Here is a 25,561-nt window from a genome sequence, read left to right as displayed (position 1 = left end):
TGTATCTATATTAGGGCGGGGTTGTAGTTTTGGCACAAAAAAACTACCTCAAGGGTAGCATTTCTAAGAAATCTGATAAATAAGCGGTTTTTGCTTAGAAATAAAAATTTAACAATGCCGGGCTATGATTGAAAACCCATTACATGCTAATGAACCAAAGTGGCACCTTTATTTGCTAATGGTCTTGTGCATTTCCACAATTTTACTGGCTGATTAGGTTAGTGGTATTTGTGTAAGGAGATTGCACTTTAACTACAAGGTCAGTCTTAGGCAAGCTTTGCTTGCCTAGGGAGACATGGGCTGAGCTGATGCGAAGTAAGCTCAATGGAATAGGGCTAAGAAGTGTATAGGAAAGTAGAGGTAGCTAGTTAGCTAGTTAGCTTGCTAGCGAGCGAGCGTGCTAGCTTGTTTTGGTTGCTTGGTGGCAAGCTAGCGTGCTTGGATGGTAGTGGCAAAGTAGATGTATGTATGTAAGGTTAGTCCATGGGAGCTAAGCTTAGTTTTAGTTTTCAAGCTCTGGCTGTTTGCACAAAACAACTTGGCCCTTGTAGTAAACAAAGACTACCTTATCATTAGGGGATAGTTGTAAGATTTGCCTAATGCTTTTAGGTATGGTCACTAAATTATTTTTCAATACAGTAGCGCTAAAAGCAATTTTTTCAGCGCCGCTTACCTCATCACTACTTATCTGCTGTGCAAACTGGTCTTGCTCTAAGATAGGTAATGGCTGTGGCGATAAGTTTTGCTCAGGTGGAGTGCTTATTGGAGCTGGCACTTTGGTAGAGGTAGTGCGATCTTGGTGGCTTGATCTAGTGCTAGCTTTCTTGCTAGTAATAGGGCTCTTAGTAGGTGTTTTAGCTGTAGAGCTTACTTTATCTTTAGCTGCTGTTGAAGTGGCTGCTAAGCTGGTGTTAGGTTCAATAAACTCACAGATAAGTTTGTGAGAAACAAGGTTTTCGTGTTCCTGAATGAAAGGCTGGCAAAAACGCTGTACCGTGCGTAGCTGAGTTTTTATTCCTTGAGCGGTAAGCTCACGATAGACAGCAGAGCAATTGTAATTGGTCTCTTCTAAAAGTCTTAAGATTAAGCTTTGGTGTTCCAATAAGTTGTTTCGTCGTGAACGAGTCCTATCTGGGATAGGGTGCTTATCATTACTAGGGGACTGAGTAGGGTGGACACTTTTAGCTATCAGAGCATTATTTTTGCTCTGACTGATGGTATCAGGACTTGAGTTTTTAGCAGGCTTTGCTAAGGAATGGGGTTGCGCCTTAGTATTTGTTCTATACTCAGGCTCAATTTGCGTCGGCTTTTGTTTTAAACCTTGCAAATAGGAGCTTACTTTAGACACAGGCTGGCCTGTGATCACCGCAATTTCAATATCAGTATGACCTTTTTGGTGATATTTGAGGATAAGTTGTCTTACAAAAGGATCGAACATAAGCACAGACCTGCAAAACTATGGAAAAAGCATGTGAAAATAGCTACTTTCAGGTAGCAGTTGCATAGAAATAGTTAAATCTAACAAGTAAAGACATAATCTATTGTACGACTTATTAAGTATGATTGCGCAGCCAAATTCATGTAAATACTTATGAAAACGCACAAGAACTTAAATATCTGTGCCAAGATCACATGCTGATAATTTAATAAACAATTTAGGTCAGTTTGTGAGCTAGGTTGCGGTATATTGTTTTGTTCTTTGATAAAATTATCAACAATAATTGTCCAGTATATTAGAAGCAGAATTTAGGGCCAAAAGCCTTAAATTCTGCTTTTTTTATGCCTGCTAAAAAATTATGAACATCCCACGCCTCCTGTAAATCCCTAACTAAAGCGACTATCAATCATAGTTGAGCATAATGCTTGTAGAGGATAAAGTGGTACTTGACGGGCCGCTCTAATCGTCAGCATAATCGCCAGTGCTACGCAAGTGCCATGGCCAGTGCCAGCTTCTGCTCCAGCTCAAGCTTCTTAGGTACTAAGAAGCGCTGCGACTAGCGCCAGAACTTGTGCATAGGCGTTAGGGGCAGCAGTTAGTGCAAGGCAAGCACTAGTGCTGGTGCTGGTGCTGTGTAGGCTTAAGTTTAAGTCTAAGCATAAGCTAGAGCACTTTTTGGTTGTGGGTAGGGTAGGGTATCCCTTAAGGCTTGGCTTGGGCTAGGGTGTAATCAAGTTGATCTACTGCCATTTCATTGGTAAAGGGATGGAAGCTTTTAATACCAACATCAACAAAGCCATCATTAGTGATAATATCGTGAATACAATCAATGACGCAAAATGGTTGCCAGAGCATAAAGTCAACAAATAAAAATTCATGACTTAAAGCCAAACCTGTGCAAGAAAAAGATTTTGTTTTGCAATGTTGTAACAGACGCTTAACCAAAGAATCTTTGTACTTAATAACTAAGTCTTTGATCATAGGCAGATGATCTGCCACTATGGTGCCATTAGCATTAAAACAAGAATCAGGCACATTAAAGTTACTAAGAGGAATGATTAAGAAGCAAGGCATAATACCCCAGTCGTAACAGGCAATACTAGTGCTTTGATCTAAATCAGTCATATAGTCCTCAAGCTCATAACAACTGGTTAAAGTCCAAAAAGACTCCAATCTTATTGCCATAGCTTCATCAAGCTCATCATCAATTTCTTCATTACTGCCAGGAGCTGAGGCAAAAAGATGGTCGGAGAAAATATCGAGACTATTAGTTAACCAATATTCGTCAAAGTGAACATGATCGACGGCTAAACCTTGAATCTTAAGATATAGGTTTAATTTACTTAATGGTATTTGTAAATAATGATTGTCGTTTTTTACTACTAAACGAGAGGCATTACCTTGGCAAAAACTAGGGCCTTTATCTGTAGCTGTGTCATCAATTGACCTGGAATCATGCTCATCAATTGCATAAGCATGGGCACGCTGTTTACTTTTTAAGGCACTGTCTAATTTACTAGAGGCACAAAGAGTCTCGTTTTTCTGGCTAGATTCTTTGCTATGACCTTGGCTTTGGCTGCGGCTTTGCTCTTCAAGCTCTTGCTCTTGCTCTAGTTCTTTTTCCTGCTCCTCATAGTCTTTGATAGTTTGTTCAATAATTTCCTTATTGAATAACTTATCTTGAGCAATTAAGCACTGCATTTGCTCATTGTCATGATCATCAATCACACTAATATCATCAAAGAAAGTGTGAATAGCCAGCTCACCACTATTATGATAAAGGAGATTAGTTAAAATTTGAGCTCGTAAAGCATCAGGGCAGTCAGAGAGTTTGGCACTGTACAGTATGAGCTGACGGCTAATATCATCATGCCATTGACCTTTATCATCAACCCTAATAAAGGCATTAACATCATTAGCAGTAGCATGATAATCACCCATATGACTGTCGTAGTCATAATGAATAGGGGTTCCTATAGTGCATATAAAATGCTCGGTATTAATGCTATATTCTGGAGCTTGGCTAACTAAATACTTAAGAGCATGCATACGAGTGATAAAACGCCCAATAGGAAAAATGATTTCAAAACGGGCAGGATTTTGCTCTTTAGTTAAAAAACGTACAGAAAAGTTTTGCCCAGGAAACAAAGAGCCTATTAGCATTTTAATTTGGGTTAAAGCTTCTGCGCATTTCTTTTGAGAGCCATGTAAAGAGCGAGTACGAGTAGGTCTTTGCTCTTGCTTAACATGATTAAGTTTATCTACATAGAGACTGATAATAGGGACTAAGCTATCAAAAGAGAGCCAAAATTGCTTTACCCTGTCGGCAAAAGTTTGATTAAAGAAAGGCAAGGTCAAAAAAGCCTGACAGCCTCTAATCTTTTGCTCTACTATGCTCTGGCGTTCTTTGCTTTGTTGATCTTGATTGGCGCTATTGAGAGCTAAAAACTCATGAAAATGTTGGAAAGCACGAGCATAATTACAAATATTATGTAAGCTCATGCCTAAATAGAAATGCCATTGGCTATACGCCCTAAGGCTTGGGTGCTCTAGAGGTAATAAAAAAGCAATACCAGCTTTTAAAAGCTCATTATCATTACGACCAAGATAATAATAGCTAGCAGCAAGCATGATTAGCTGGGCATCACTAAGATGATAGCGGTCAACGTTACGAGCGCAGGCAATAATGGATAAGAAGTCTTCTTGCTCATAAAGCTCCATCATATGCTGTTGTAATTGATCAATGCTATGCTTGCTCACTTATAACCCCTTATGGCTAAGTCTACTAACCTAACACAATGATATCACTATTTCTACATATGTTGAGCTATTGTTGATCGTAGCTACGTGCATAAAAACAGCTCAAGTCCCATGCCATGAGATTTAATGCACTGATCTTAAGTCCATGACTATCAAATAAGGCTTGACCTTTGTTAAGCAGCTCATGATGATTTTGGATATAGTCCTTAACTTGGTCAAAAAACTCAAAAATCGATACTAAGTCACTACCCTTGAGGCTATCAGCTAACTTTAAAGGACAGTCTAAAAATGAGGCAAATTTAGCTACTAACTCCTTTTGGTAAACATAATAGCGCTCAGGATAAGCAAAATATAAATAAGAGCTAATGCTTTGTGATTGTTTAATATTTAAGGCCCAATTAGGATTATCTACTGCAAACTGATTGAGTAAGATTCTAATAGTATTGGTAAAAGCATCAATGCGTGAGGCAAGATCTTTACTCTCATCTAAGAGCTCAAAAAAGGCTTGTTTAGTAGTATGCTCAGCCATTTTGGCAAAACAAACTATCATACCCCCTGGAAAACCTTTATCCGCAATAAGCAATTGATCTGCATATTGGGTAGAGAGCTGATACATAGCAACAAAGTCTTCGCATCCCAAGTCCCAATGCTCTTTAAATTGCTTAAGAGCTCTGAGTTTATGCTCCTCATGCTCCCACCAAGAGTCAAAGTGATCACAATAGGCATTTGCCACTAGTTCGAGTTTTTCATGATTAATCATAAGTAGCTCCGACGATGAGGGGAAGGCAATTTTCAGAAAAATACTAAGGCTCTTAAGCTCTAATCAGGATAAAGGCTCACAGCAGGCTCTATCCATATGTCTTTAATAGGCATCAAGCACAACAGCCCAAAAGCATAACTAAAGATTGCTTATGCTCTGTAGATCTTCTAAACAAAAGCCTTTTGAGTAAAGAAATATTAGTAAAGATCGTGATCTTGGTTGAAACATACAGAGGCAAGAGCACCAATAGCATCACCCATGCTACGCAAATATCACCCTACGCAAGTCCCTAATATTATTCATACCAAGCACAAGTAATTCTTTCTTGGTGGAGGATTGATGGCACAGTTTCGCTTAGCTTAACTTAGCTTAGCTCAGGCAGTTCGGCTTGGCTTGGACTGGTCTGGCTTGGCTGAGCATGGCTTAGCTTAGCTTAGCTTAGCTTAGCTTGGCTTAGCTTGGCTTGTGCATTAAGCTGCACCATACTTTTCACTATGAGGGGCACATCAGTGTTTTTATAAAACCAATAGGGAGGTCACCATCGTTATTACATATCTAAGGTAGGGTCGGTGCTTGCTGCTGAGAAAAAAAGATCCATATGTATTAGAAAAGCTTAGAACTTTGAGCTTAGAGGTGAACCATGTTTCAATAAAATTATGGGTCAATAGACCTTTAGCTTGATGACTCAAGATTAGTTTAAGAAAGGCACAAGTATATTAAGGAGCTTGTTAGCATTGAGACCAACTTATTGAGTGAAGAAATGCTGTGCAACCAAGCCTATGATAGAGAGGACTGCAAAAAGTGCTTAGGATCAATGCTATGAGACTTAGTGTGGAGCTTTGGGATGCATGTGTGCAAGAGCAATGATGCATTGCTAAGCTGGTATGCTGTGGTTCTGATGCATGAGAAAGCTGTTGTGCTCAGTGCTGCGGCAGTGATGCGCTGGAAATTTGGTGAGTTAGGGCGCAGTACGTGGTATCAAAATGAAAAAAGGCAAAGGGAAATTAACCCTTTGCCTTTTGTAGCTAAGCTAATACCTAGTATTAGGCTTGCGAATAGCTAATCGTTAGCTATAGCTAACCTAAGCTTATTAGAAGGTATAACGAGCAGTACCAGTTAAGGTAAACTCATCAACATTCGAAGAGCCTTGGTAACCTAAGCCAGCACCAATGGATAAGCGCTCGGATTGAGCACCAAAGCCAAAGATTACGCCATAGGTAAGGTCATCCATAAACTCGTTGGAGGTATTTAAGTCAGCATTGGAAATGCCGCTCCACTTAACATTGCCATCAATCTTGTCATCACCAAAGTTGGCAGTAAGATTTAAGTCAATAGAAGGCTGGAAGCTCCACTCCTCAGAGAAGTATTCCTTAGAAATAGTTACGCCTACTGGTACGGACATAACATTGGCCTTATCTACGCTTACTGAGCCAATCTTGCCATTGCCGTTCATATCGTAGTCATCCATATCAATCATGGAGTAACGAAGACCAGCATGTGGCACGATATCTAAGCCACGGTAGCTCAAGTTAACCTGACCAGTTACACCTACGCTTAAATTGGTGGTGTTAAAGGAGGTATTTACCATACCTGCATCAGTATTAGCATCAACATCAGAGTCAACTACTGAGTAGCTGAGATCACCTACCATGGAGAAGGCCTTGTAGTTATAGCCAGCATAGAAGCCAAAGCTGTAGTACTTGTACTCACTGCTTACGCCCTTAGCTGCGCCCTCACCAGAGGAATCACCATCACCGATGTTGGCCATTACACCATAACGCATACCGTCTTCGTAGGTTATGTCAGCACCTAATACTAAACCAGTAATAGAAGTATCGGTACCGTACTCAAGACCCTGAGCCTTAAAGCCATTGGTTTCACGGCTCTTATAGACTGGAGCAACCCACATAGCGCCGCCCTGACCATTGTTAGCATAAGTCATGAGCATACCTTGCTGACCCATACCAAAACGACCAGCTACAGCCTCATAAGAAGCATTGCCAACTAACATAGCAGCATCAGCAGAGCCACCAAAGACACCCATACGAGCAGCTTGGTCAGCAGCTAAACCATTGGTATCACGAATTACCTTCTCTAAGAACTCGTTGTAAGCCTTAAAGAATACTTGATATTTACCATCTGCCTGCTTAACAGCAACGAACTGGCTAGCAGTGTAATTCTTGGTATCAACAACAGTGATCTTGCCATCTTTATCAGCTGTGGCAATAGACTTATCAGCAGCACGCTCCACAAAGTAATCAGGATCTACCTTTGGATTAATAGAGCTATCAGCATTCTCATCAGTATTGCTATAGTACTCTTTCCAGTTCTTGGTTAAAGAAGCATAACCAATTAAGTAGTCACGCATTGGGGTAGATGCGCCACGATAAGCTGAATCAATCTTGTCGGTTAAGAGCGCTAAAGTACCACCAGAGGTAGTTTTACCAGCTTCCATAGTAAAGCCCATAATGCCGTTGATGGACTCAACCTTAATGTCATTCTTGCCCTTTTCACCTAAGATTTTGACACCATTATCGTCCCTATCTGCATCTTTGAAAATGATAATATCACGGCTAGAAATGAAACGGTCGCCATCTAATACAACTTTAGAACCACCCTCAGCTAAGATAGAGGCATCATTCTTATCAAAGTAGATAGCAGAACCTTCATCTAAGGTATCTTGGCCTACTACTAAAACAGAACCCTTACCTAAGAATAGATCGGCATCAGTCTTAGCTGTTGTGCCATTGTAAGCAGCGGCATACTTACCGTCGTTCTTCTTCGTAAGCTCAGTCTCAATAACATCTGAATGAGACTCAGCATCTAAAATAATGCGAGAGTCGTTATCCACAGTAAGCTTGTCACTTACATAAAGAATAGAGCCATTATCTTTAGTAAGTGAAGTACCAGTTGACTCTTGGTAGCGCTTAATGAAGGTCTTCATTAGCTCTACAGTAGCATCAGCGCCTGCAAATAAAGCAGAGTTCTGACCAATAATTAACTTACCGTCGATAGTACCAACATCAACTGGATCCTTAGTGGTATCAGCGCCAGTTGGCTTCTTACCAAAGCGCTTGATTACGGCAATACTAGTGGCCTTGCCATATTCTGGATCAATAAATAAGGTACCACCATTGAGATCAACACGATCAGCCTCTAAATAGCCAGTGGAGCTCTCATACTTAGCCTTATCACCAGAGCCTTCCTTTAAGGTCTCACGACCGATGTATAAGGTAGTAGTATTACCAAGTTCAATATCCTTAGCCTTTAAGAAGCCACCACCTTCAACTGTAGCCTTCTTACCTGTAAACTTGGTTAAGCCTTCAATGGTTGCATTGCCAGTAAAGGTTACTTCCTTCTTAGAGGTAAAGTCGCCTTCTACATTAGTGGTACCTGCAAATAAAGTATTTCCAGATAAGACAACATTACCACCGCTCTTGTTTTTGTCCTTGGAGACATTGACAATGCCCTTAAATTCAGAGACTGTCTTGTCATCATTGGCAGTTAAGGTTAAGTTGCCAGTTACATTTAAGATGCTCTCGGCTGTGGAGTCAACACTGCCAACTCTAATGTCCTTATTAACCTGAGTAATACCAGAGGTAAGATTTACACTTGCATTCTTGTCACCTGAAATGCTCTCAAGCTCAGTAGTGTAGCCAGACTTGCTATCAACAACTAAGGTTGCCTTATCACCAATCTTAACGTCACCTGCGATACCGCCATTGGCTAAGGTTAAAGTGCCGCCACTCTTGATTTCAAGACCTAAAACAGCGTTGTCTTTACCTAAAGCAAAATACTTCTTGCCATCAATTTCCTTGGCTTTGTTTAAAGATGCATTGTCAGCAAAGGCAACCTTATCGCCTGAGTTCTTGGTGGTATCAAGAACGCTACCCCAGTGACCATATACAGTGTCGCCACTTACATTAATAAGCTGAGCGTTCATGAGGTCATCGTTCTTGTAGTGAGGTAAGTAGTTAACACCAAAGTCCTTAGCATCGGTCCAGGATACAGTACCACCGCTAGACTGCAAGCCCTCGAACACTACCTTACCAAGGTTGATAGAACCTTCTAGTTTGCCAGCATCAGTACCAAATAAGCCCTTGCTTAAAGCCTTTAAAGCGTCCTTGGTAAATACTGTACCATCCTTAAAGTAGGTGATATTAATGGTAGAGCCAGCCTTAGAAACTAAAGAGCCACTTGCATCAAAAGCATTGGTATTGATATTAAAGCCAGTAATCTTATCGCCAGTTTTTACTTCGCCTAAAGCTTTTTCAACGCCAGCACCCTTAAGAGTAAAGAAAGCACCCTCATTTACAGTAATAGCATCATCACCAAGCTTGATACCGAATCTTTCATAAGCATCAGTTTTGCTGTCGTCAAAGGCACCAGCTAAACTACTGCTGCCAGATTCATTAGTTGTATTAATTGTAATGGACTTAGTAATAGCATTAACCTTTTGTAGGTTTAAGGTACCAGTCTTTTCAACAGTAGCACTACCAGCTTCGATAACCAATTCACTGGCATTCAAGGTAGCAGCAATTGTGCTATCAGCGCTAGTAAGAACGGTATCGTCGTTACCAACTGTTAATGATGGAGAGGATCCATTAAGAGTTAACTTACCAGTAAGGTTCCAAGTGCCAGCGTTAACATTCATGGTAGCGCCTGAGACTACAATTGCCTCATCAGTTGAACCGCCAGATGATAAAGCAGTGTATTTGCCTTTGGCATCCTTCTTAAGACCACCAAAGTCAAACTTAGCATTAGAGCCAGAAACAACTACACCCTTACCAGCGTTGGTATCTAAGCCAGCGGTAACAACATAATGACCAGTCTGAAGAATAGCTGAATTACCAGAAGCGTCAGCATCTTGTAAGGTCAACTTTAAAGTGCCAGCCTGCAAGGTTGCATCTTTACCTGCTAAGGTTAGACCATTTGTTGCATCAAACTTCTGTAACTCTAAAGTGCCTTCAGCAGCTAAAGTAGCACCATTAGCTAATACAATTTCAGCTTTTTGTGTATTAGGTGTAGATGTGGCTTGAGTTTTAATAAGTGCTGCATCTTGTAGAGTTAAGTCACCAGTAGCAGTTAATTGAGAGCCTGATGAGCCAATATCAAATACAGCACCACTGGTTTGGCCGTCACCTAAAAGGGTAGCAATGTCTTCGCCCTTGAGCTTGATTTCACCACCAGACTGAGCCTCAAACTTAACGTTGTAGGTTGTGGTAGCAGGATTTTCCTTGTATTTAACAGTAGCCTTGGATAAATCAAGTAAAGTACTGGTACCAGATACAGTAATTTTGCCATTTTGGGCATCACGATCTAAAATCCAGTTGCCACCGTCAGCTGTTAAAGAAGACTGGTCAGCTCTATCATTGGTATTATGAATCTTGACAGCACCGCCAGAGATAGTGATATCACCAGTGGAGGTATATAAACCGCCGTCTACGGTAATACCCTTATTACCAGAAATAATTACTGGACCAGCGATTGTGCCTTTTTGAGCAATCTTTTTGTTTGCATCAGTGGCATCATCAGCTAAGTTAGAAAGGGTAATGTCATCAGCTAATACAAAATGACTACTACCACTACCAACAAACTTTACATTTTTAGCACTTAAAGAAGCAACGCCTAAACTTCCAGTAATGTTAGCAGAGCTACTACCTAGAGTTAACTCATCAGCTGTAACACTTAAGTTGGTGTTTAAGCCAGATGCCATAGCCTTAGAAATGGTAATCTTCTTACCATCAATTGTGGCAGTGTCACTAACAACTACTTGGCCAGCTACGCCAGCATTTCCGCTTACAATTTGTAACTCAGAACCATCAGACTTGGTACCACTTGCAGCAATGTCTACGCTTGAGTCATTGGTAAACTTAAGAGTTGAATTGGCATTTAAAAGTATGCTACCACTTGCATTATTAGTAGTATCTGTTGGCTTTAAGAACTCACCTAAGGTCTTTGCAGTTAAGTGAAGCTCGGAGTTGCTGGCGGTACCGCCTACACCACTTGCAGCTGCGCCGCTTACGCTAATAACGCCACCAACAGTGTTAGTAGTAGAACCAGAGCTCTTTAAGGAAACACCATCCTGTAATACAACGATGGAGCCTTTAGTACCATTGCCAGTAATCTTAAGCTCGTTAGCTGTACCACCTGTGGCTGCGGCCTTAATATCAATAGTAGAGCCAGAGGCGAGGTTTAATGTGCCTAAGGTATCAACGCTGCTTGGAAGAATAATGGAGCTGGTTGCTACAACGTCAAAGTCAAGCTTTTGAGCGCTGGTGGTTGGGGTCTGATATGAACCACCACTTAAAACAATCTTACCTCCAGTTGAAACAACGTCCTGGCCAAGCATTGCACCGCTGGATCCTAAGATAATAGTAGAGCCTGACTCTAACTTATACTTGGTTGTTTCATTTCCCAAAGAAGCCTTACCAGCACCAGTTGAACTTGCAGTAATCTTGCCACCACTAGCAACATTTACTTGATCTGCAACTAAACTAGCATTATTTGCTGCAGCATCAACAGTTACACTGCCCTTTTTTACATCTAAAGTACCAATAGTCAAGGAACCTTCTGCGGCAGTACCTGTACCACCAGCTGCAGTTGCTGCTACCTTGAGTGTGGTATCTGCGCCATTGATTTCAAAGGTAGCCTTCTTGGCGCTTGCGGTAGCACCTTCTACCTTGTTATCTATGCCCTTTCCTGAGGTGATTTGAACCTTAAATTCAGCGGTATCATTTGCGGTGCCTGATGTGATTGCAAGGCTTTCTTTATTTCCTGGAATAGTGATAGTTTCATCAGACTTTAAACCATCAAAACTAGTAAGAGCAGCTGCCTGAGCTTGACCTGCTGCAAGGGATGCGGTAACGATGATGGCACTAGCTAGGCCCTTTAGGTATGCGCTTTGGTAAATGGCTCGATATTGGGCCATAAGGAATTTAATGGCGTTATTAGTTTGCTTCATAAATATTATTTTTTGATGAAAAACAAAATGGATAACATTAAGCCTAGTCCATGAGTTAACAGTGCTTTAGTTAATGCCTAATTGAGGTAGAGGCTAGAAAAGTAAAATTGATACTTATTCTTAAAGCATAAAAGCAAAAATCTGATTAGAAATTAGCTCATATACTTATGCCCAGCATTGAGTTTGACCCCAAATTTGCTTTCTTACCTCAATGAAACAAATCCTTGTTAACATTAAGAATCTGCAATTAAAAGCGCATTTGGGCTAACTAGTAAGCCATGGACAATAATAGCTTATACACAATCTTACAATTTTAACATGAATAAGAGGCAATCTCTATTGTTGTGAAAGGATCAAAAAGCTTGCGACTGCTTTATTTTGTTATATGTTTGTAAATGAAATTTAAGTAATTTGTAAACTGAGCAAAACCATGATGCAGGTTTAAACTTTAACTAAAGAATGGCGTTATGATTCATAACGATGGAAAAGCCTATCTTCGTTGCTCATAAGTAGGCTTTTGGGGAAGTGCAAAAGGCTCTTTGTGTTTTGCTATTTTGGTAGGCAGTTGACAGCTGGCTGTTGGCATTTGCTGGTTTTGCAATTGTGCAATTGAGCAATTGGGGACTGGGGTGTTGGCATGGAAAAGCTGATGGCAATAAGCTGTGTTTTTTCTTGCTAATGTTTATTTAAAAATGAGGCAAAAGCTGTTAATTTAGTACTGAATATTAATGAATCGTTGGTTCATTGATTGTCAGCTTTGTTTTAATGGAGTTATTTTATGGAACCAAATAATGAGCAGGGTATTCAGCTTGAATACCTTTCTAACCTTGATATTCAACAAACTAACGAATGGCTTGATAGCATCACTGTTGAGCAAATAGAAGAGCTTTATGATCAGCCTTTTGATGGCAGCATTTACTCCAAGCTTTTGAATTTACCTGCCATTGAGGATCCTAAAGGCCACACCAGTATGTTGTTGTTTGGTGGTATGCACTCGCCAATGGAGATCTTTGAGGCTTTCTTAGAAAAAAACTGTCAGTTCGTTACATGCCATTTATTGATGGCCATTATTATGTTGGATAAAGGCCCAAAGGGCATAGTGAAAAACCCAGAACAAGAGCAACAGTTTTTTGAAATTTTCAAAAAGATTAAAGATTTAGATTCAAAGGTTCAAAAGCTCTACACTTTAGATTATATCTTTATTAAAAAGTACCATGGCAATGATTTAGGTCCTCATCATATTAAGCGTGATTTTGTCTTTGCCTTGGATGCCCTATTTATGCACAGCGTAAATTTTGTTGAGGAGCTGGCACTCTTTGAGCAAAGCTTACCTGACTGGTGGAGGATCAATAAGCTTGTAATTCATTCTAAGTCTTATTTAGATGAATGTATAGCCATGAGTGCTGGTGCGATCCATATGGATTTCCATTTTGGTGATATTGTGAGTGATTACTACCAAGAAAGATTTGGTGCAAGCTCTCCTACCCCTAATCAATCAAACTATGAATATTTTAATCGTGCGGTAATGGCTTTAAAGAGTATCCAAGTATGCCCTGATGTTTTAAAGCTTTTCCCTAATTTGCGTAGGATCTGTGTTGCTAAACCAAATAGTGCTAATAAAAAGGCTCACCAAGAGTTAATGGCCAAGATTAGAGAGGAGAATCTTGTAGATTTCTACTGTCTTGGGTTTAAAGGACTTTAAATTGAGTGCTACTCAACTATAGAGCTTAAATAAGTTCATAAGTGATCTTATGAGTTAAAGGAAACAAAGACGCACTTGTTGAGCTTAATGTCAGATCGATCCTACACAATGCTAAGTATACACAGTTTAGTGTGAGATAAGTGAAGGCACCTGCACGTGTGCAAGATCTAATGGGATTGAGCCCTAATATGCTTTGTTGGCTTATTAGGGCTAATTTTTTGCGAATTTGGGCTGGTGTTGGCTAGAGGGTAATGGTCTCAACCTTATTGGCATCACCTAAGACACAGATGGTTAGCCTGCTTAATGACCTTACTTTGGGTGCTAGAGCTCGTGATAAAGCTTGCAATTGCTTTAATTTGTTAGATGTTTGTAAATGAAATTTAAGTAATTTGTGAACTGAGCAAAACCATGATGCAGGTTTAAACTTTAACTAAAGAATGGCGGTATCATTCATAAAGAGGGAAAAGCCTATCTTCGTTGTTTATAAGTAGGCTTTTGGGGAAGTGCAAAAGGCACTTTGTGTTTTGCTAATTTGGTAGGCAGTTGACAGCTGGCTGTTGGCAGTTGCTGGTTGTGCAATTGTGCAATTGCGCAAATGTGGACTGGGGTGGTGGCATTGAAGAGCTGATGGCAATAAGCTGTGTTTTTTTCTTGCTAAGGTTTATTTAAAAATCGGGCAAAAGCTGTTAATTTAGTACTGAATATTAATGAATCTTTGGTTCATTGATTGTCAGCTTTGTTTTAATGGATTTATATTATGGAACCAAATAATGAGCAGGGTATTCAGCTTGAATACCTTTCTAACCTTGATATTCAACAAACTAACGAATGGCTTGATAGTGTCACTGTTGAACAAATTATGGGGCTTATGAATGAGCCTTTTGATGGAGAGATTTATTCTAAGCTTTTAAATTTACCAGCTATTGAGGATCCTAAAGGTCACACCAGTATGATGCTCTTTGTTGGTGCCCACTCACCAATGGAGATTATGGAGGGTTTTTTAGAAAAAATCTGTCAATTCATTAGAGGCCATGAATTAATGGCCATTATCATGTTGGATAAAGGCCCAAAGGGCATAGTGAAGACTCCAGAGCAAGAGCAACAGTTTTTGGAATTTTTCAAAAAGATTAAAGAATTAGACTTAAAAGCTCAAAAGCTCTATTCTTTAGATTATGTTTTTGTTAAAAAGTACCTCGGCAATGGTTTAGGTTTCAATGATATCAAGCGTGATTTTGTTTTTGCCTTGGATGCCTTGTTTATGCACAGTGTAAATTTTGTGGATGAGATGGCACTTTTTGAGCAAAGCTTACCTGATTGGTGGAAGATCAATAAGAATGTTATCGAATCAAAGCCTTGTTTAAACGATTGTATCGGTATGAGTGCTGGTGCGATCTATATGGATTTCCATTCTGGTGATAGTGTGAGTGATTGCTTCCAAACAAGATTTGATATAGGCACTGTTAACCCAGCTGATAAAGAAGCTTATTACCGCAAATTAATGGCTTTAAATAATTTCCAGGTATGCCCTGATGTTCTAAATCTTTTCCCTAATTTACGTAGCTTGTTAGGAGCTAAACCAAGTAGCGCCAATAAAAAGGCTCACCAAGAGTTAATGGCCAAGATTAGGGAGGAGAATCTTGTAGATTTCTACTGTCTTGGGTTTAAAGGACTTTAACTTGAGTGCTACTCAACTATAGATCTTATACAAGTTCATAAGTGATCTTATGAGTTAAAGGAAACAAAGACGCACTTGTTGAGCTTATTGTCAGATCGAGCCTACACAATGCTAATGGCTCCCAGTTTAATGTTAGGTGAGTGAAGGCACCTGCACGTGTGCAAGATTTAATGGGATTGAGCCCTAATAGGCTTTGCTGGCTTATTAGGGCTAATTTTTTTTATGAATTGTGGTGGTGTGTTGACTAGAGGGTAATGGTCTCACCCTTAGAGGGAGCCCCTAAGACACTGATGGTGAGGTTGCTTAAAGAGCTTGCTTTTGGCTCTATAGCTCGTAATAAAGCTTGCGACTGCTTTATTTTGTTAGATGTTTGTTAATGAAATTTAAGTAATTTGTGAACTGAACAGAACCATGATGCATGGTTTAAACTTCAACTAATGAATGGCGGTATTAGTCATAAAGGTATCTAAGCCTTGCTTCGTTGCTTATAAGTAGGCTTTTGGGATAGTGCAAAAGGCACTTATTGTTTTGCTACTTTGGTAGGCAGTTGACAGCTGGCTGTTGGCAGTTGCTGGTTGTGCAATTGTGCAATTGGGGACTTGGGTGGTCGCATGGAAAGGCTGATGGCAATAAGCTGTATTTTTTTCTTGCTAAGGCTTATTTAAAAATCAGGCAAAAGCTGTTAATTTGGTAGCTAATCTAAATGAATGTTTAGTTCATTTGGTCACTGTCAGCTTTGTTTTAAAGGATTTATTTTATGGAACCAAATAATGAGCAGGGTATTCAGCTTGAGTACCTTTCTAAACTTGATCTCCAACAAACCAACGAATGGCTTGATAGCGTCACTATTGAACAAATTGAAGCGCTTAATGATGAGCCTTTTGATGGCAGTATTTACTCCAAGCTTTTGAATTTACCTGCTATTGAGGATCCCAAAGGTCAAACCAGTATGATGATTTTTGGTGGCACGCATTCGCCGATGGAGATCTTTGAGGCTTTCTTAGAAAAAAACTGTCAGTTCGTTACATGCCATTTATTGATGGCCATTATCATGTTGGATAAAGGCCCAAAGGGCATAGTGAAGACTCCAGAACAAGAGCAACAGTTTTTTGAAATTTTCAAAAAGATTAAAGATTTAGATTCAAAGGTTCAAAAGCTCTACACTTTAAATTATATCTTTATTAAAAAGTACCATGGCAATGATTTTGGTCCCCAGCATATTAAGCGTGATTTTGTCTTTGCCTTGGATGCCTTGTTTATGCACAGTGTAAATTTTGTTGATGAGCTGGCACTTTTTGAGCAAAGCTTACCTGAGTGGTGGAAGATCAATAAGCTTGTAATCAATTCTAAGTCTTATTTAATTGATTGTATAGCCATGACTGCTGGTGCGATTCATTTGGATTACCATTTTGGTGATATTGTGAGTGATTACTATCAAGAAAGATTTGGTGAATACTCTCATAATCCATCACAAAAGGAATATTTTAATCGTTGCATAATGGCTTTAAAGAGTATGCAGGTATGCCCTGATGTTTTAAAGCTTTTCCCTAATTTACGTAGGATCTGTTTTGCTAAACCAAAAAGCGCCAATAAAAAGGCTCACCAAGAGTTAATGGCCAAGATTAGGGAGGAGAATCTTGTAGATTTCTACTGTCTTGGGTTTAAAGGACTTTAACTTGAGTGCTACTCAACTATAGATTTTAAACAAGTTCATAAGTGATCTTATGAGTTAAAGGAAACAAAGACGCACTTGTGGAGCTTAATGTCAGCTCTATCCTACACAATACTAAAGTATCCACAGTTTAATGTGAGGTGAGTGAATGCACCTCAACGAGAGCAAGATCTAATAGGATTTAGCCCTAATAGGCGTTGTTGGCTTATTAGGGCTAATTTTTTGCGAACTGGGTTGGAGTTGTTGGCTAGAAGGTAATGGTCTCACCCTTAGTAGCATCACCTAAGATACCGATGGTGAGGCTGCTTAATGAGCTTACTTTGGGTGCTAGAGCTTGTGATAAAGCTTGATGCTGTTTTATTTTGTTAGATGTTTGTAAATGAAATTTAAGTAATTTGTGAACTTTGCAAAACCATGATGCAGGTTTAAACTTTAACCAATGAGTGGCGGTATGATTCATAAAGGTGTTAAAGCCTATCTTCGTTGCTTATAAGTAGGCTTTTGTGGAAGTGCAAAAGGCACTTTGTGTTTTGCTATCTTGGTAGGCAGTTGAGAGCTGGCTGCTGGTAGCTGCTTGTTTTGCAATTGTGCAGTTGTGCAATAGGGGACTGGGGTGGTGGCATGGAAGAGCTGATGGCAATAAGCTGTATTTTTCTTGCTAATGTTTATTTAAAAATCAGGCAAAAGCTGTTAATTTAGTACTGAATATTAATGAATCTTTGGTTCATTTATTGTCAACTTTGTTTTGAAGGAGTTATTTCCATGTCTGCAAATCATGATCAGGCTATTCAACTTGAGTATCTTTCTAAAATTGATAGACAGCAAACCAGCGAATTGCTAGATAGCATCACTGTTGAGGAAATTGAGGCACTATATAATCAGCCTTTTGACGGAGATCTTTATTGTAAGTTTTTAAAGTTACCTGCGATTAATGATCCTCATGGCCTAACAGGCATGATCATGTGTTTGTCTGAGGAAATGCACTCTCCAATGGAAATTTTTGAGGCTCAGTTGGAGAAAAACTGTCAGCTCCTTGGGGGGCATATCTTAATGGCTGCCATTATGTTGGATAAGGGTAGCAAGGGCATAGTAAAGACTCCTGAGCAAGAGCAAGAGTTTATTAAAATTATTAACCAGATTAAGGAATTAGATGTAAAAGCTCAAAAGCTCTATCTTATCAATGATGTCTTTATCAAAAAGTACTTAGGCCTTGGTTTAAGTATGATGGATATCCAACGTTCTTTTGTTTTTGCCTTGGATGCCTTGTTCATGCACAGCGGAAGCTTTGTTGAGGATATGGATGAGTTTGAGCAAAACTTACCTGATTGGTGGAAGATTAATAAGATTTCCATTGAGTCTAAGCCATATTTAAGCGCAGCCCAATCAATGTGTGCAGGTGCGCTCTATATGGATTACCATATTGGCGATGCTATTAAAGATTTCTATGTTGAAAGATTTGGAGAGTTCAATCCTGTATTCAATTTTTCTGCCAAAGAAAAATTTACCCGTAATGTTGGTGGTTTACATAATTTCCAAGTATGTCCTGACGTTTTAAATCTTTTCCATAATTTACGTAAACATTTAGGCGCTAAACCAAGTAGCGCTAACAAAAAAGCTCACAAAGAATTAATTGCCCAAATCAAAGAGGCAAATATTGTAGAGTTCTATAGCTTGAACTTTAAGTAATAATTGCATTAAGCTCACAAAACAATCTTTCTTCCAAAGGTTAATATTGTGCTGCTTAAACTGGCTCTGTTGGCTTTGGCTTTGGCCTTGGCCTGGCCTGGCCTGGTCTTGCTTTGCAAGGTCTGGTCAGGATTGAGACGGCACGAGCTTAGCTTAGCTTAGCAGGGCGAGGCTGATTGCATTTATGCCGTTCATTTTCCTGCTCTATGAAACAATAAGGCAAAGATAGGTGATGCTTTGTAAGATGGTAGTCTATTACCTTAAGCCAATTGGTGTAGTAATGTTCGTGCGTTCTTTCGAACGCTTTTGCAGGCATTAAAGGCTTAAGCACCTATTGCTCTTTGTTGCAGCTCCAGTCATACCATTAGGCCCATTAATATGGCTGAGGGGCTTTTGGGCTTTGGGTAGACGGCCATGAAAAAGCCCTAATAGGCGTAATAAGCTTATTAGGGCTAATTATTTTAAAGGATGGGATGGGATGTACTAAAGAGTAATGGTCTCACCCTTAGTGGTATCACCTAAGACACTGATAGTGAGGCTGCTTAATGAGAGCTTGCTTTGAGTGCTATAGCTCTTGATTAAGGATAGTGCTTGGTCATAATCAAAAGCTAAGAGATAGAGGTTGGTTTTGCTAGGGGCAAAAGAGTAGCCTACTACCTTTAATAAGTGCTCGCTCTTAGAGCGATTAATAAAGCGCTCAATATCTTTTAGCAGCTGGTTGTTCTCCATACGAGATAAAGCCATCTTAGGCTCATTGGTGTCAGCTTGCTTCATGCTGAGGGCAAGGGTAATTGGGGTTACGCCTAAAGCCTTGAGCACTTCTAAATCATGCTCATAGGTTTCTTGATCTAAGCTTGGACTAAAGGTATTAAGAGCATCGATTTCAAAAATAGCATTGTGAGGCTCGGTGCTGCTATTAGCCTTGGCAGAGGCATTGTGATCACGATAGTTAGTAATGAAGAGCAAATCAGTCTCTTTGGTAAGAACTTTACCGCCATGAGAAATATAGTTGCGATAGAAGTCCTTTAAATGCACAGGACGAACATTCTCATCACTATCGGACTCTTCTTGAACCTTATCTAATTGAGCTTGGAGCTTAGCTGGGATATCAAAAGAGACCTCAATAGTAGAGCACTCTAAGATAATACGACCAATAACATCGCCAAAAAGATAGCGCAACATAGTAAGAGCACAGGTACCAAATTGCTCTTCAGTAATTTTGTCTTTAAGCTTAGGGCAGATCAAGCTAATGTGGGTATGCATGTGATCTACAGGCTCAACATAAACTAAGATATCTTCGTAAGTTAAGACATCCTGACCAATTTGCATACTAAAGTTAGGATCACGATCGCTGCTTAAGCGTAAGTTTAACTTAGAAAGCTTAGGACAAGTCTTAATAAACTCAAGCACCATTATGCAAATTAAGACATTATCAGAGCTCAATACAATATCGTACTTACCTTTGACTTTGCTGGCTTTGAAATTGATATCAGCTTGCTCGCCTAAAAGTGCATTTAAAGGAGAGAGGGCTTTTAGGGCTGCCATAATAGTTTCATCACTAAGAGCAAGCTTAGTCTTTACTTCATCAAGATATTCATTGCTCTTTACTACAAAACCACCATCAGCAAAGGCAATTGGCTCAACTAAAGAGCGAGTGCGCTCTGCAAAATATGGCGCAGCTTGAGTAAGGTCTTGTTCGCCATTAACTAAAGCTTGTCCTACCTCATTGCTCAAGGCAAGCCAATCTTGGTTAAAGTCAGTAATATTAGTTAATGTAGCCAAACTAGAGCCACAGAGGGAGAGATTAAACGGCTCGAACAAAGATAATGAGGACATATGAACAACCTTAGAGTGAAACATTATAATTAATGCCGACATTATACCGTTCTAAGACTTTAGAAACCAAGAAAAAACAGCGCTATGCAAAAAGTAAGTTGCTAAAAATCATTTTCACCAGTTAAGGTGCTGTCATCATGGGCTGTCAATTGCCAATGGGAGTAGAAAAGCAAATATAGAAACAATTTCCTTATAGCCCAGCGTTCAAATTAGTCTTGCATAGAGTGCTGTACGCTTACTCTTGCTTGTTTGGCATTATGAGCTTTACGACAACCCCTTCTATAAGAAATGTTTTTATGTACAGGTCACTTCTCATATTCATGATTGCATGAAAAATAGGATGCTATCAAAGCCAAAGCCAAAGCCAAAGCTAAAGCTAACCCCTAAAGCAAAAACTCAACCCATAGGCATAGCCAGTCCAAGTCCAAGATTAAGACTCAAAGCCTTAATTCGAGCTAGAGTACGAGCCTGGTAAGCCTTGGCTAAAGGTAGGGCAAGATTATTAGTAGTAGCAATTTATAGAGCTAGAGTAAAAGCTGCTGCTGCCTCAACTGCACCAATACTTAGAGTTAGAGTCTACCCATGACTATGCATGACAGGTGTTTTGAGGTGAGATTAGGTTAAATTACAGGCATAAGGGATGACTAAGGCTTGTTCTCAATTATTAAGGTTTTGCCTTAGCCTGGCGCTAACAAAGATATGAATATCCTAAGAGGAGCAGGACAAACGTTTGGTTTAGCGTAAATATTGTCAGGATTGCCCAATGTCAGAAGGTTGGCTGGTTAGGTTCTAACATGGTGCTGTTGCTATGATGCCGTTGTTTTATGGCCTGAAATGCACTCTGTTTATGACTGGTAAATGATTGAAGTGAAAAACCATGACATTCTAACGAACCAAAGAGGTAAGGTAATTTGCTAATTGTTTGGTGCTTTACTTCAATTTTACTATTTAAATAGATTAGTGGTATTTGTGCAATGAGATTTCAACTTAACCACTAAGTAGGTAGTTTTTTGCAGCTAAGAATAAGCAGCTTGATTGCCTTAGCGATCAGAGTTGGCACTTTATTAGGAGCTGTAGTTTGCAACCGCAATTTAGCTGGTGTTGGAGCTTGTGACTGCACTGTTGTTAGGGATAGAGAGGGGCATTGGAACTGGTGCTGGTGCTGGCGCTAGTGCAGCGCTGGTGCTGGCGCTAGTGCAGCGCTGGTGCTGCGCTGGGAAATTAATCTTGGGGGCAGGATTGAGCCTTATGGAGAGCTTTGTTTGTTGCTTGGGAGGGCTTCTTTTGCGTGATTGTGGATGAGGGCTTAAGCTTGGCTGTGAGCTTTAGCCTGGGTGGATAATTGGCCCTGGGCAAAGAGGGAGTTAAATTCCTCTTGGCTAATGGTTGTGGCGGTGAGCTCCTCGCCCCAAATGCCTTGATTGATTTCATTTAGGGCAGGAATAGGGGTGATTTCTATGGCTTGCTCATAGAGATTATTAATGCTTTTAATGGAGCCGTCGGCAAAAAGCTCTATAGAGCGTAAACATTGCCTGTCGTGGGCTAAATCAACTTCGTAAAAGATAAGCTCTGGCTCATCAGGATAAGAGTGAGACCAACTAACTTTAAGATATTCCAAGCTTTGGTTCATAGGCTAAAAGTAAGCAGAGGGAGCAAGAAAGGTGATGACAAAAGTTTGAAAGCTTGCTTGTCCTTCTGCTTATTGAGTGTAGTTAAATGGTGTGGATGTGATTACCAGTTTTCATTGGAGTGCTGAGGCTCACCATGCTTGGCTAAGAACTCATCTACTTGAGAGTTAAGCGGAATAGATGGGGTAGCACCAGCTTTGCCTACAGCTAAAGCAGAGGCGGCAGTAGCGCAAACCAAAGCCTTCTCTAAAGGATCTTGGGCGCTATCATGACATACTACATAGCCTAAGAAAGTATCTCCTGCAGCGGTAGTGTCTACAGCCTCAACTTTAAAGCTTGAGCAGCGGTATACATCATTAAGATGCTTAGCACCAGCAATAGAGCCTTCCTTGCCTAAGGTAAGAACAATAATACTGTTAGCAAAGCGCTCAATTAGACCTTTTAGAATAGCTTTAGGTTCATCAGAGGCCGATAAGTTAACTAAAGTAGAGCCTTCAATCTCGTTAACAATTAACATATGGCATAAGTCTAGTGGTAGCTCTTTAATGCTTTCAGAAAGTGGGGAAACATTCATTACCACTTTAAGGCCTAAGGCATGGGCTTTAGTAATAATGTAGCCTACTAAGTTGGTCTCATTTTGTACTACCACATAGTCGCCCTTTTGGAAAAAGGATAAGCATACATCAATTTCTTGCTCTTGCAATGACTGATTAGCACCACCGTAGAGTAAGATACAATTTTGGCCCTTAGTATCAACTTGAATGAAGGTATGGCCGCAAGGAATATCAGGGCGAACTTTTAAAAAATTGGTGTTAATCTTATTTTCTTGCAGCACATTGAGCAAAATCTCACCTTGCTCTTTACCAATAGCTCCGCCGAAATAAACATCACCACCAGCCTTGGCTAAGGCTACTGCTTGATTAAGGCCCTTGCCTCCTGCATATACATTACGGCTTAAGGACGATAAGGTTTCTCCAGGTTGCAAGAAATGTGGAACCTCATAAACAAAATCAATGTTAAGAGAACCAAGTACAAGGATCTTTGGCATTAGAAACTCCAATGACACACAAAAGGCTACGAGTTAGTGAGTTTGAGTGCAGGGGGCTTAACTTTCAGTAATTAAAGACATAAAGTCTATGTATAAAGCACAAATCTTTCCTGACTCATCGTAGCCGAAAAAACAAGGATAAATTCCATCTCCCCATCCAGAAGAGAACATTATGATATTAAGCTTAGTTTGACCAATAGTAAAGTTGCACCATTCTCCTAAATTTCTTTGGAAAGCTGGGTGTTCTTGATAGGATCGCAGTAAACAGTCTGCAAAAAGCTCTTCATAAGGATCTTCTGCCTCTGGATCCTCACTAATAATTTGTTCCCAAATTTTCTTAAACTCTTGCTGGCCCTGATAGTCAACTAAACAGGCCATAGCAGTATTAACTCCAAAACCACAATCCAACTGCCCATCATCGTCATCAAGCACAGTTAAATCAGCAGTAGAGTTAACCGCTAGTTTGTAGCTTATAGGTCTCTTATCGCTGACACAAAGCTTAACGCAAGCATAGCGAAAGCCACTGTCTTTAGTGTGAGCTACGCATAGTTTGACAGGATAATTGCCAGGAGGAATGGTCTCATAAAAGGGCTCAATATCTTCTAGCTCTACGCAAGGATCGCCAGCTACAATTTTTCCGCTTGGGCAATGTAGCAGGCCAAGCTCAAGTAGTGAGAGCTTAGTATCGCCAATCTGGTTGGCAGTAAAATAAGTTTCAAAATCTAAATCGCAAACAAGCTGGTCTTGGTAGCGATGATAGAGCTGTGCAAAATCAGAGGTTGAGCTTGGCATTACTTGCCCTCCTAAATAATAACTTACATTAAGTTGTAGCTCTGGTTGATACCGCTACTCACCCCCATTATCATCAGGAGCAAACTCTGATTCAATATCAATAAAAAGGATATACATGGCGCATACTTTGCCATTTTCATCGTAGCCAAAATAGCAAGGGTAATAGCCATCACCCCAACCAGAGGCAAAGATTATGATATTTTCATTGGTGTTAGGTATGGTAAAGTTGCACCAATCGCCGCCTTCTCTTTGGTATTGAGGCTGGTTGTGGTAGGACTTCTCTAACTCATCAACAAAGAGATCGTTGTAAGGATCGATACTATCATCCTCAGCAAGATGCTCTTGCCAATAACGCTTAAAGGCTTGCTGAGCATTGTAGTCTGCAAAGCAACCCATACCAGCATCTACTCCAAAGCCAAAAAAGCTCTCTTCATCATTGTCTAGCTGAGTTAAATCATCACCTGCAACTACAGCCATTTTGTAGCTTACAGGTTTCTTATCGCTAATACAAAGTTTGGCGCAAGCATAGCGATTGCCGCAGTCTTTGGTAAGAGCAACACTAATTAATACTTCATAAGAGCCAGTAGGAATAGACTCATAAAATGGCTTACAGTCCTCAAGCTCAATAAAAGGATCGCAAGCAATGATTTGACCACTAGAGCAGTTAAGTGTTCCTAAATTAAGCCTGGCCAGCTTAACGTCTAAGATGGAGTCTTGAGTAAAATAAGCCTCTAAATTAATTTTGCATTGCAAGCGATCTTGATAGCGGGCATAAAGCTCTTTGAATTGTTCTGTGTTCATAGTTTGATTGCCTTTTTGTCCTTTACAGTAGCTAAAGTGGTCTTGCTCTTGTTAGAGTTCTAACAAGCTAAGTTAAACTTAGCCTGTATAATCTTAGCTGACTATAGCGCAACTTAGCGTTGCGCAGTGTAGTAATGAATAAATCGAAAAATAATCACCTAACTGGGCTAAGTAAATCTAAGTGCTGCATAGCTGTTAAGAGATTGCACTATGTGCTCTAGCTTACTGGCTAATTTACCATGAGTGCACCTTAACAAGTAAAGCATAATGCAATTTAATCAAGCAGCTGATGCCTGGCATAATAATATGGGACTTAGCTATAGGTGGTTAGGTACATGTTTCTTCAATAAAGCCTTAGTGTTGAAAAGGTAGTGGAATGTTCACCTAATTATTGAAAAAACAAGATGCATTAAACTGTGAATTAGCGCTAATGCGCTCGGCATAAAACCTTGGATTTAGTAGCTTTGTGCCGAAACTTAGTTTTTCCAAAAATTAGATGAAACTTTCAGTAGTGTCCTCCATGGCAGAACTAAATTGAAAAGAGCTATAAATCCCGCCTTAAACCCTAGTGGTAAGTCTTTTGGCTTATCAGCTGCTTTTCTTCATTGGTTTAGCTTTTGCTCTCGCTTTAGCTTTAGCTTTGGCTTGCCTGGTAGTGGTTAAATTGAAATCCATAGCCCGGCATTGTTAAATTTTTATTTCTAAGCAAAAACCGCTTATTTATCAGATTTCTTAGAAATGCTACCCTTGAGGTAGTTTTTTTGTGCCAAAACTACAACCCCGCCCTAATATAGATACA

General features: G+C 39.9%; 13 protein-coding genes. 4 read left to right on the top strand and 9 right to left on the bottom strand.

What is annotated here, in order from left to right; translation table 11 throughout:
- Window positions 1-502: 502 nt before the first annotated feature.
- The 4 genes from MXE38_RS08745 to MXE38_RS08730 all read right to left on the bottom strand — a co-directional run bounded on the left by MXE38_RS08745 (window position 503) and on the right by MXE38_RS08730 (window position 11,922).
- Entirely contained in the window at window positions 503-1,438 is a 936-nt protein-coding gene (locus tag MXE38_RS08745) for a hypothetical protein (RefSeq protein WP_246913996.1), read from the bottom strand.
- A 702-nt stretch (window positions 1,439-2,140) separates the two neighbouring features.
- Window positions 2,141-4,198, bottom strand: a complete 2,058-nt coding sequence (locus tag MXE38_RS08740) for a hypothetical protein (protein WP_246913995.1) — start codon at window positions 4,196-4,198, stop codon at window positions 2,141-2,143.
- Between the two features lie 67 nt (window positions 4,199-4,265).
- On the bottom strand, window positions 4,266-4,958 hold the full coding sequence (locus MXE38_RS08735; protein ID WP_246913994.1) for a hypothetical protein: 693 nt from the start codon (window positions 4,956-4,958) through the stop codon (window positions 4,266-4,268).
- Between the two features lie 1,090 nt (window positions 4,959-6,048).
- Window positions 6,049-11,922, bottom strand: coding sequence for an autotransporter domain-containing protein (locus MXE38_RS08730; RefSeq protein WP_246913993.1), 5,874 nt, complete (start codon window positions 11,920-11,922; stop codon window positions 6,049-6,051).
- Window positions 11,923-12,700: 778 nt separating this feature from the next.
- Between MXE38_RS08730 and MXE38_RS08725 the strand changes: the two genes are divergently transcribed.
- The 4 genes from MXE38_RS08725 to MXE38_RS08710 all read left to right on the top strand — a co-directional run bounded on the left by MXE38_RS08725 (window position 12,701) and on the right by MXE38_RS08710 (window position 18,657).
- Entirely contained in the window at window positions 12,701-13,624 is a 924-nt protein-coding gene (locus tag MXE38_RS08725) for a hypothetical protein (RefSeq protein ID WP_246913992.1), read from the top strand.
- Window positions 13,625-14,381: 757 nt separating this feature from the next.
- Window positions 14,382-15,299 carry a hypothetical protein gene (locus MXE38_RS08720; protein ID WP_246913991.1) on the top strand — a complete coding sequence of 306 codons (918 nt, stop codon included), beginning with the start codon at window positions 14,382-14,384 and terminating at the stop codon, window positions 15,297-15,299.
- A 757-nt stretch (window positions 15,300-16,056) separates the two neighbouring features.
- The gene (locus tag MXE38_RS08715) at window positions 16,057-16,974 is read left to right on the top strand and encodes a hypothetical protein (protein WP_246913990.1); all 918 of its coding nucleotides are present in this window, start codon (window positions 16,057-16,059) and stop codon (window positions 16,972-16,974) included.
- A gap of 759 nt (window positions 16,975-17,733) precedes the next feature.
- Window positions 17,734-18,657, top strand: a complete 924-nt coding sequence (locus tag MXE38_RS08710) for a hypothetical protein (RefSeq protein ID WP_246913988.1) — start codon at window positions 17,734-17,736, stop codon at window positions 18,655-18,657.
- 483 nt (window positions 18,658-19,140) lie between these two features.
- Here the strand turns inward: MXE38_RS08710 and MXE38_RS08705 are convergent, their stop codons facing one another.
- From MXE38_RS08705 to MXE38_RS08685, 5 genes are all read right to left on the bottom strand, one after another.
- Entirely contained in the window at window positions 19,141-20,517 is a 1,377-nt protein-coding gene (locus MXE38_RS08705) for a hypothetical protein (RefSeq protein WP_246913986.1), read from the bottom strand.
- 1,282 nt (window positions 20,518-21,799) lie between these two features.
- Complete coding sequence (locus MXE38_RS08700; RefSeq protein WP_246913984.1) at window positions 21,800-22,123, bottom strand: hypothetical protein; 324 nt, start codon at window positions 22,121-22,123, stop codon at window positions 21,800-21,802.
- A 101-nt stretch (window positions 22,124-22,224) separates the two neighbouring features.
- Window positions 22,225-23,169, bottom strand: coding sequence for a ribokinase (locus tag MXE38_RS08695; RefSeq protein ID WP_246913982.1), 945 nt, complete (start codon window positions 23,167-23,169; stop codon window positions 22,225-22,227).
- Between the two features lie 57 nt (window positions 23,170-23,226).
- Complete coding sequence (locus MXE38_RS08690) at window positions 23,227-23,961, bottom strand: DUF4241 domain-containing protein (protein ID WP_246913980.1); 735 nt, start codon at window positions 23,959-23,961, stop codon at window positions 23,227-23,229.
- A gap of 54 nt (window positions 23,962-24,015) precedes the next feature.
- On the bottom strand, window positions 24,016-24,762 hold the full coding sequence (locus MXE38_RS08685; protein ID WP_246913978.1) for a DUF4241 domain-containing protein: 747 nt from the start codon (window positions 24,760-24,762) through the stop codon (window positions 24,016-24,018).
- Window positions 24,763-25,561: the final 799 nt, after the last annotated feature.

Origin of the sequence: Anaerobiospirillum sp. NML120448, assembly GCF_023050945.1 — a bacterium.
Lineage (GTDB): Bacteria > Pseudomonadota > Gammaproteobacteria > Enterobacterales > Succinivibrionaceae > Anaerobiospirillum.
This window is presented reverse-complemented; position numbering and strand designations above follow the sequence as displayed.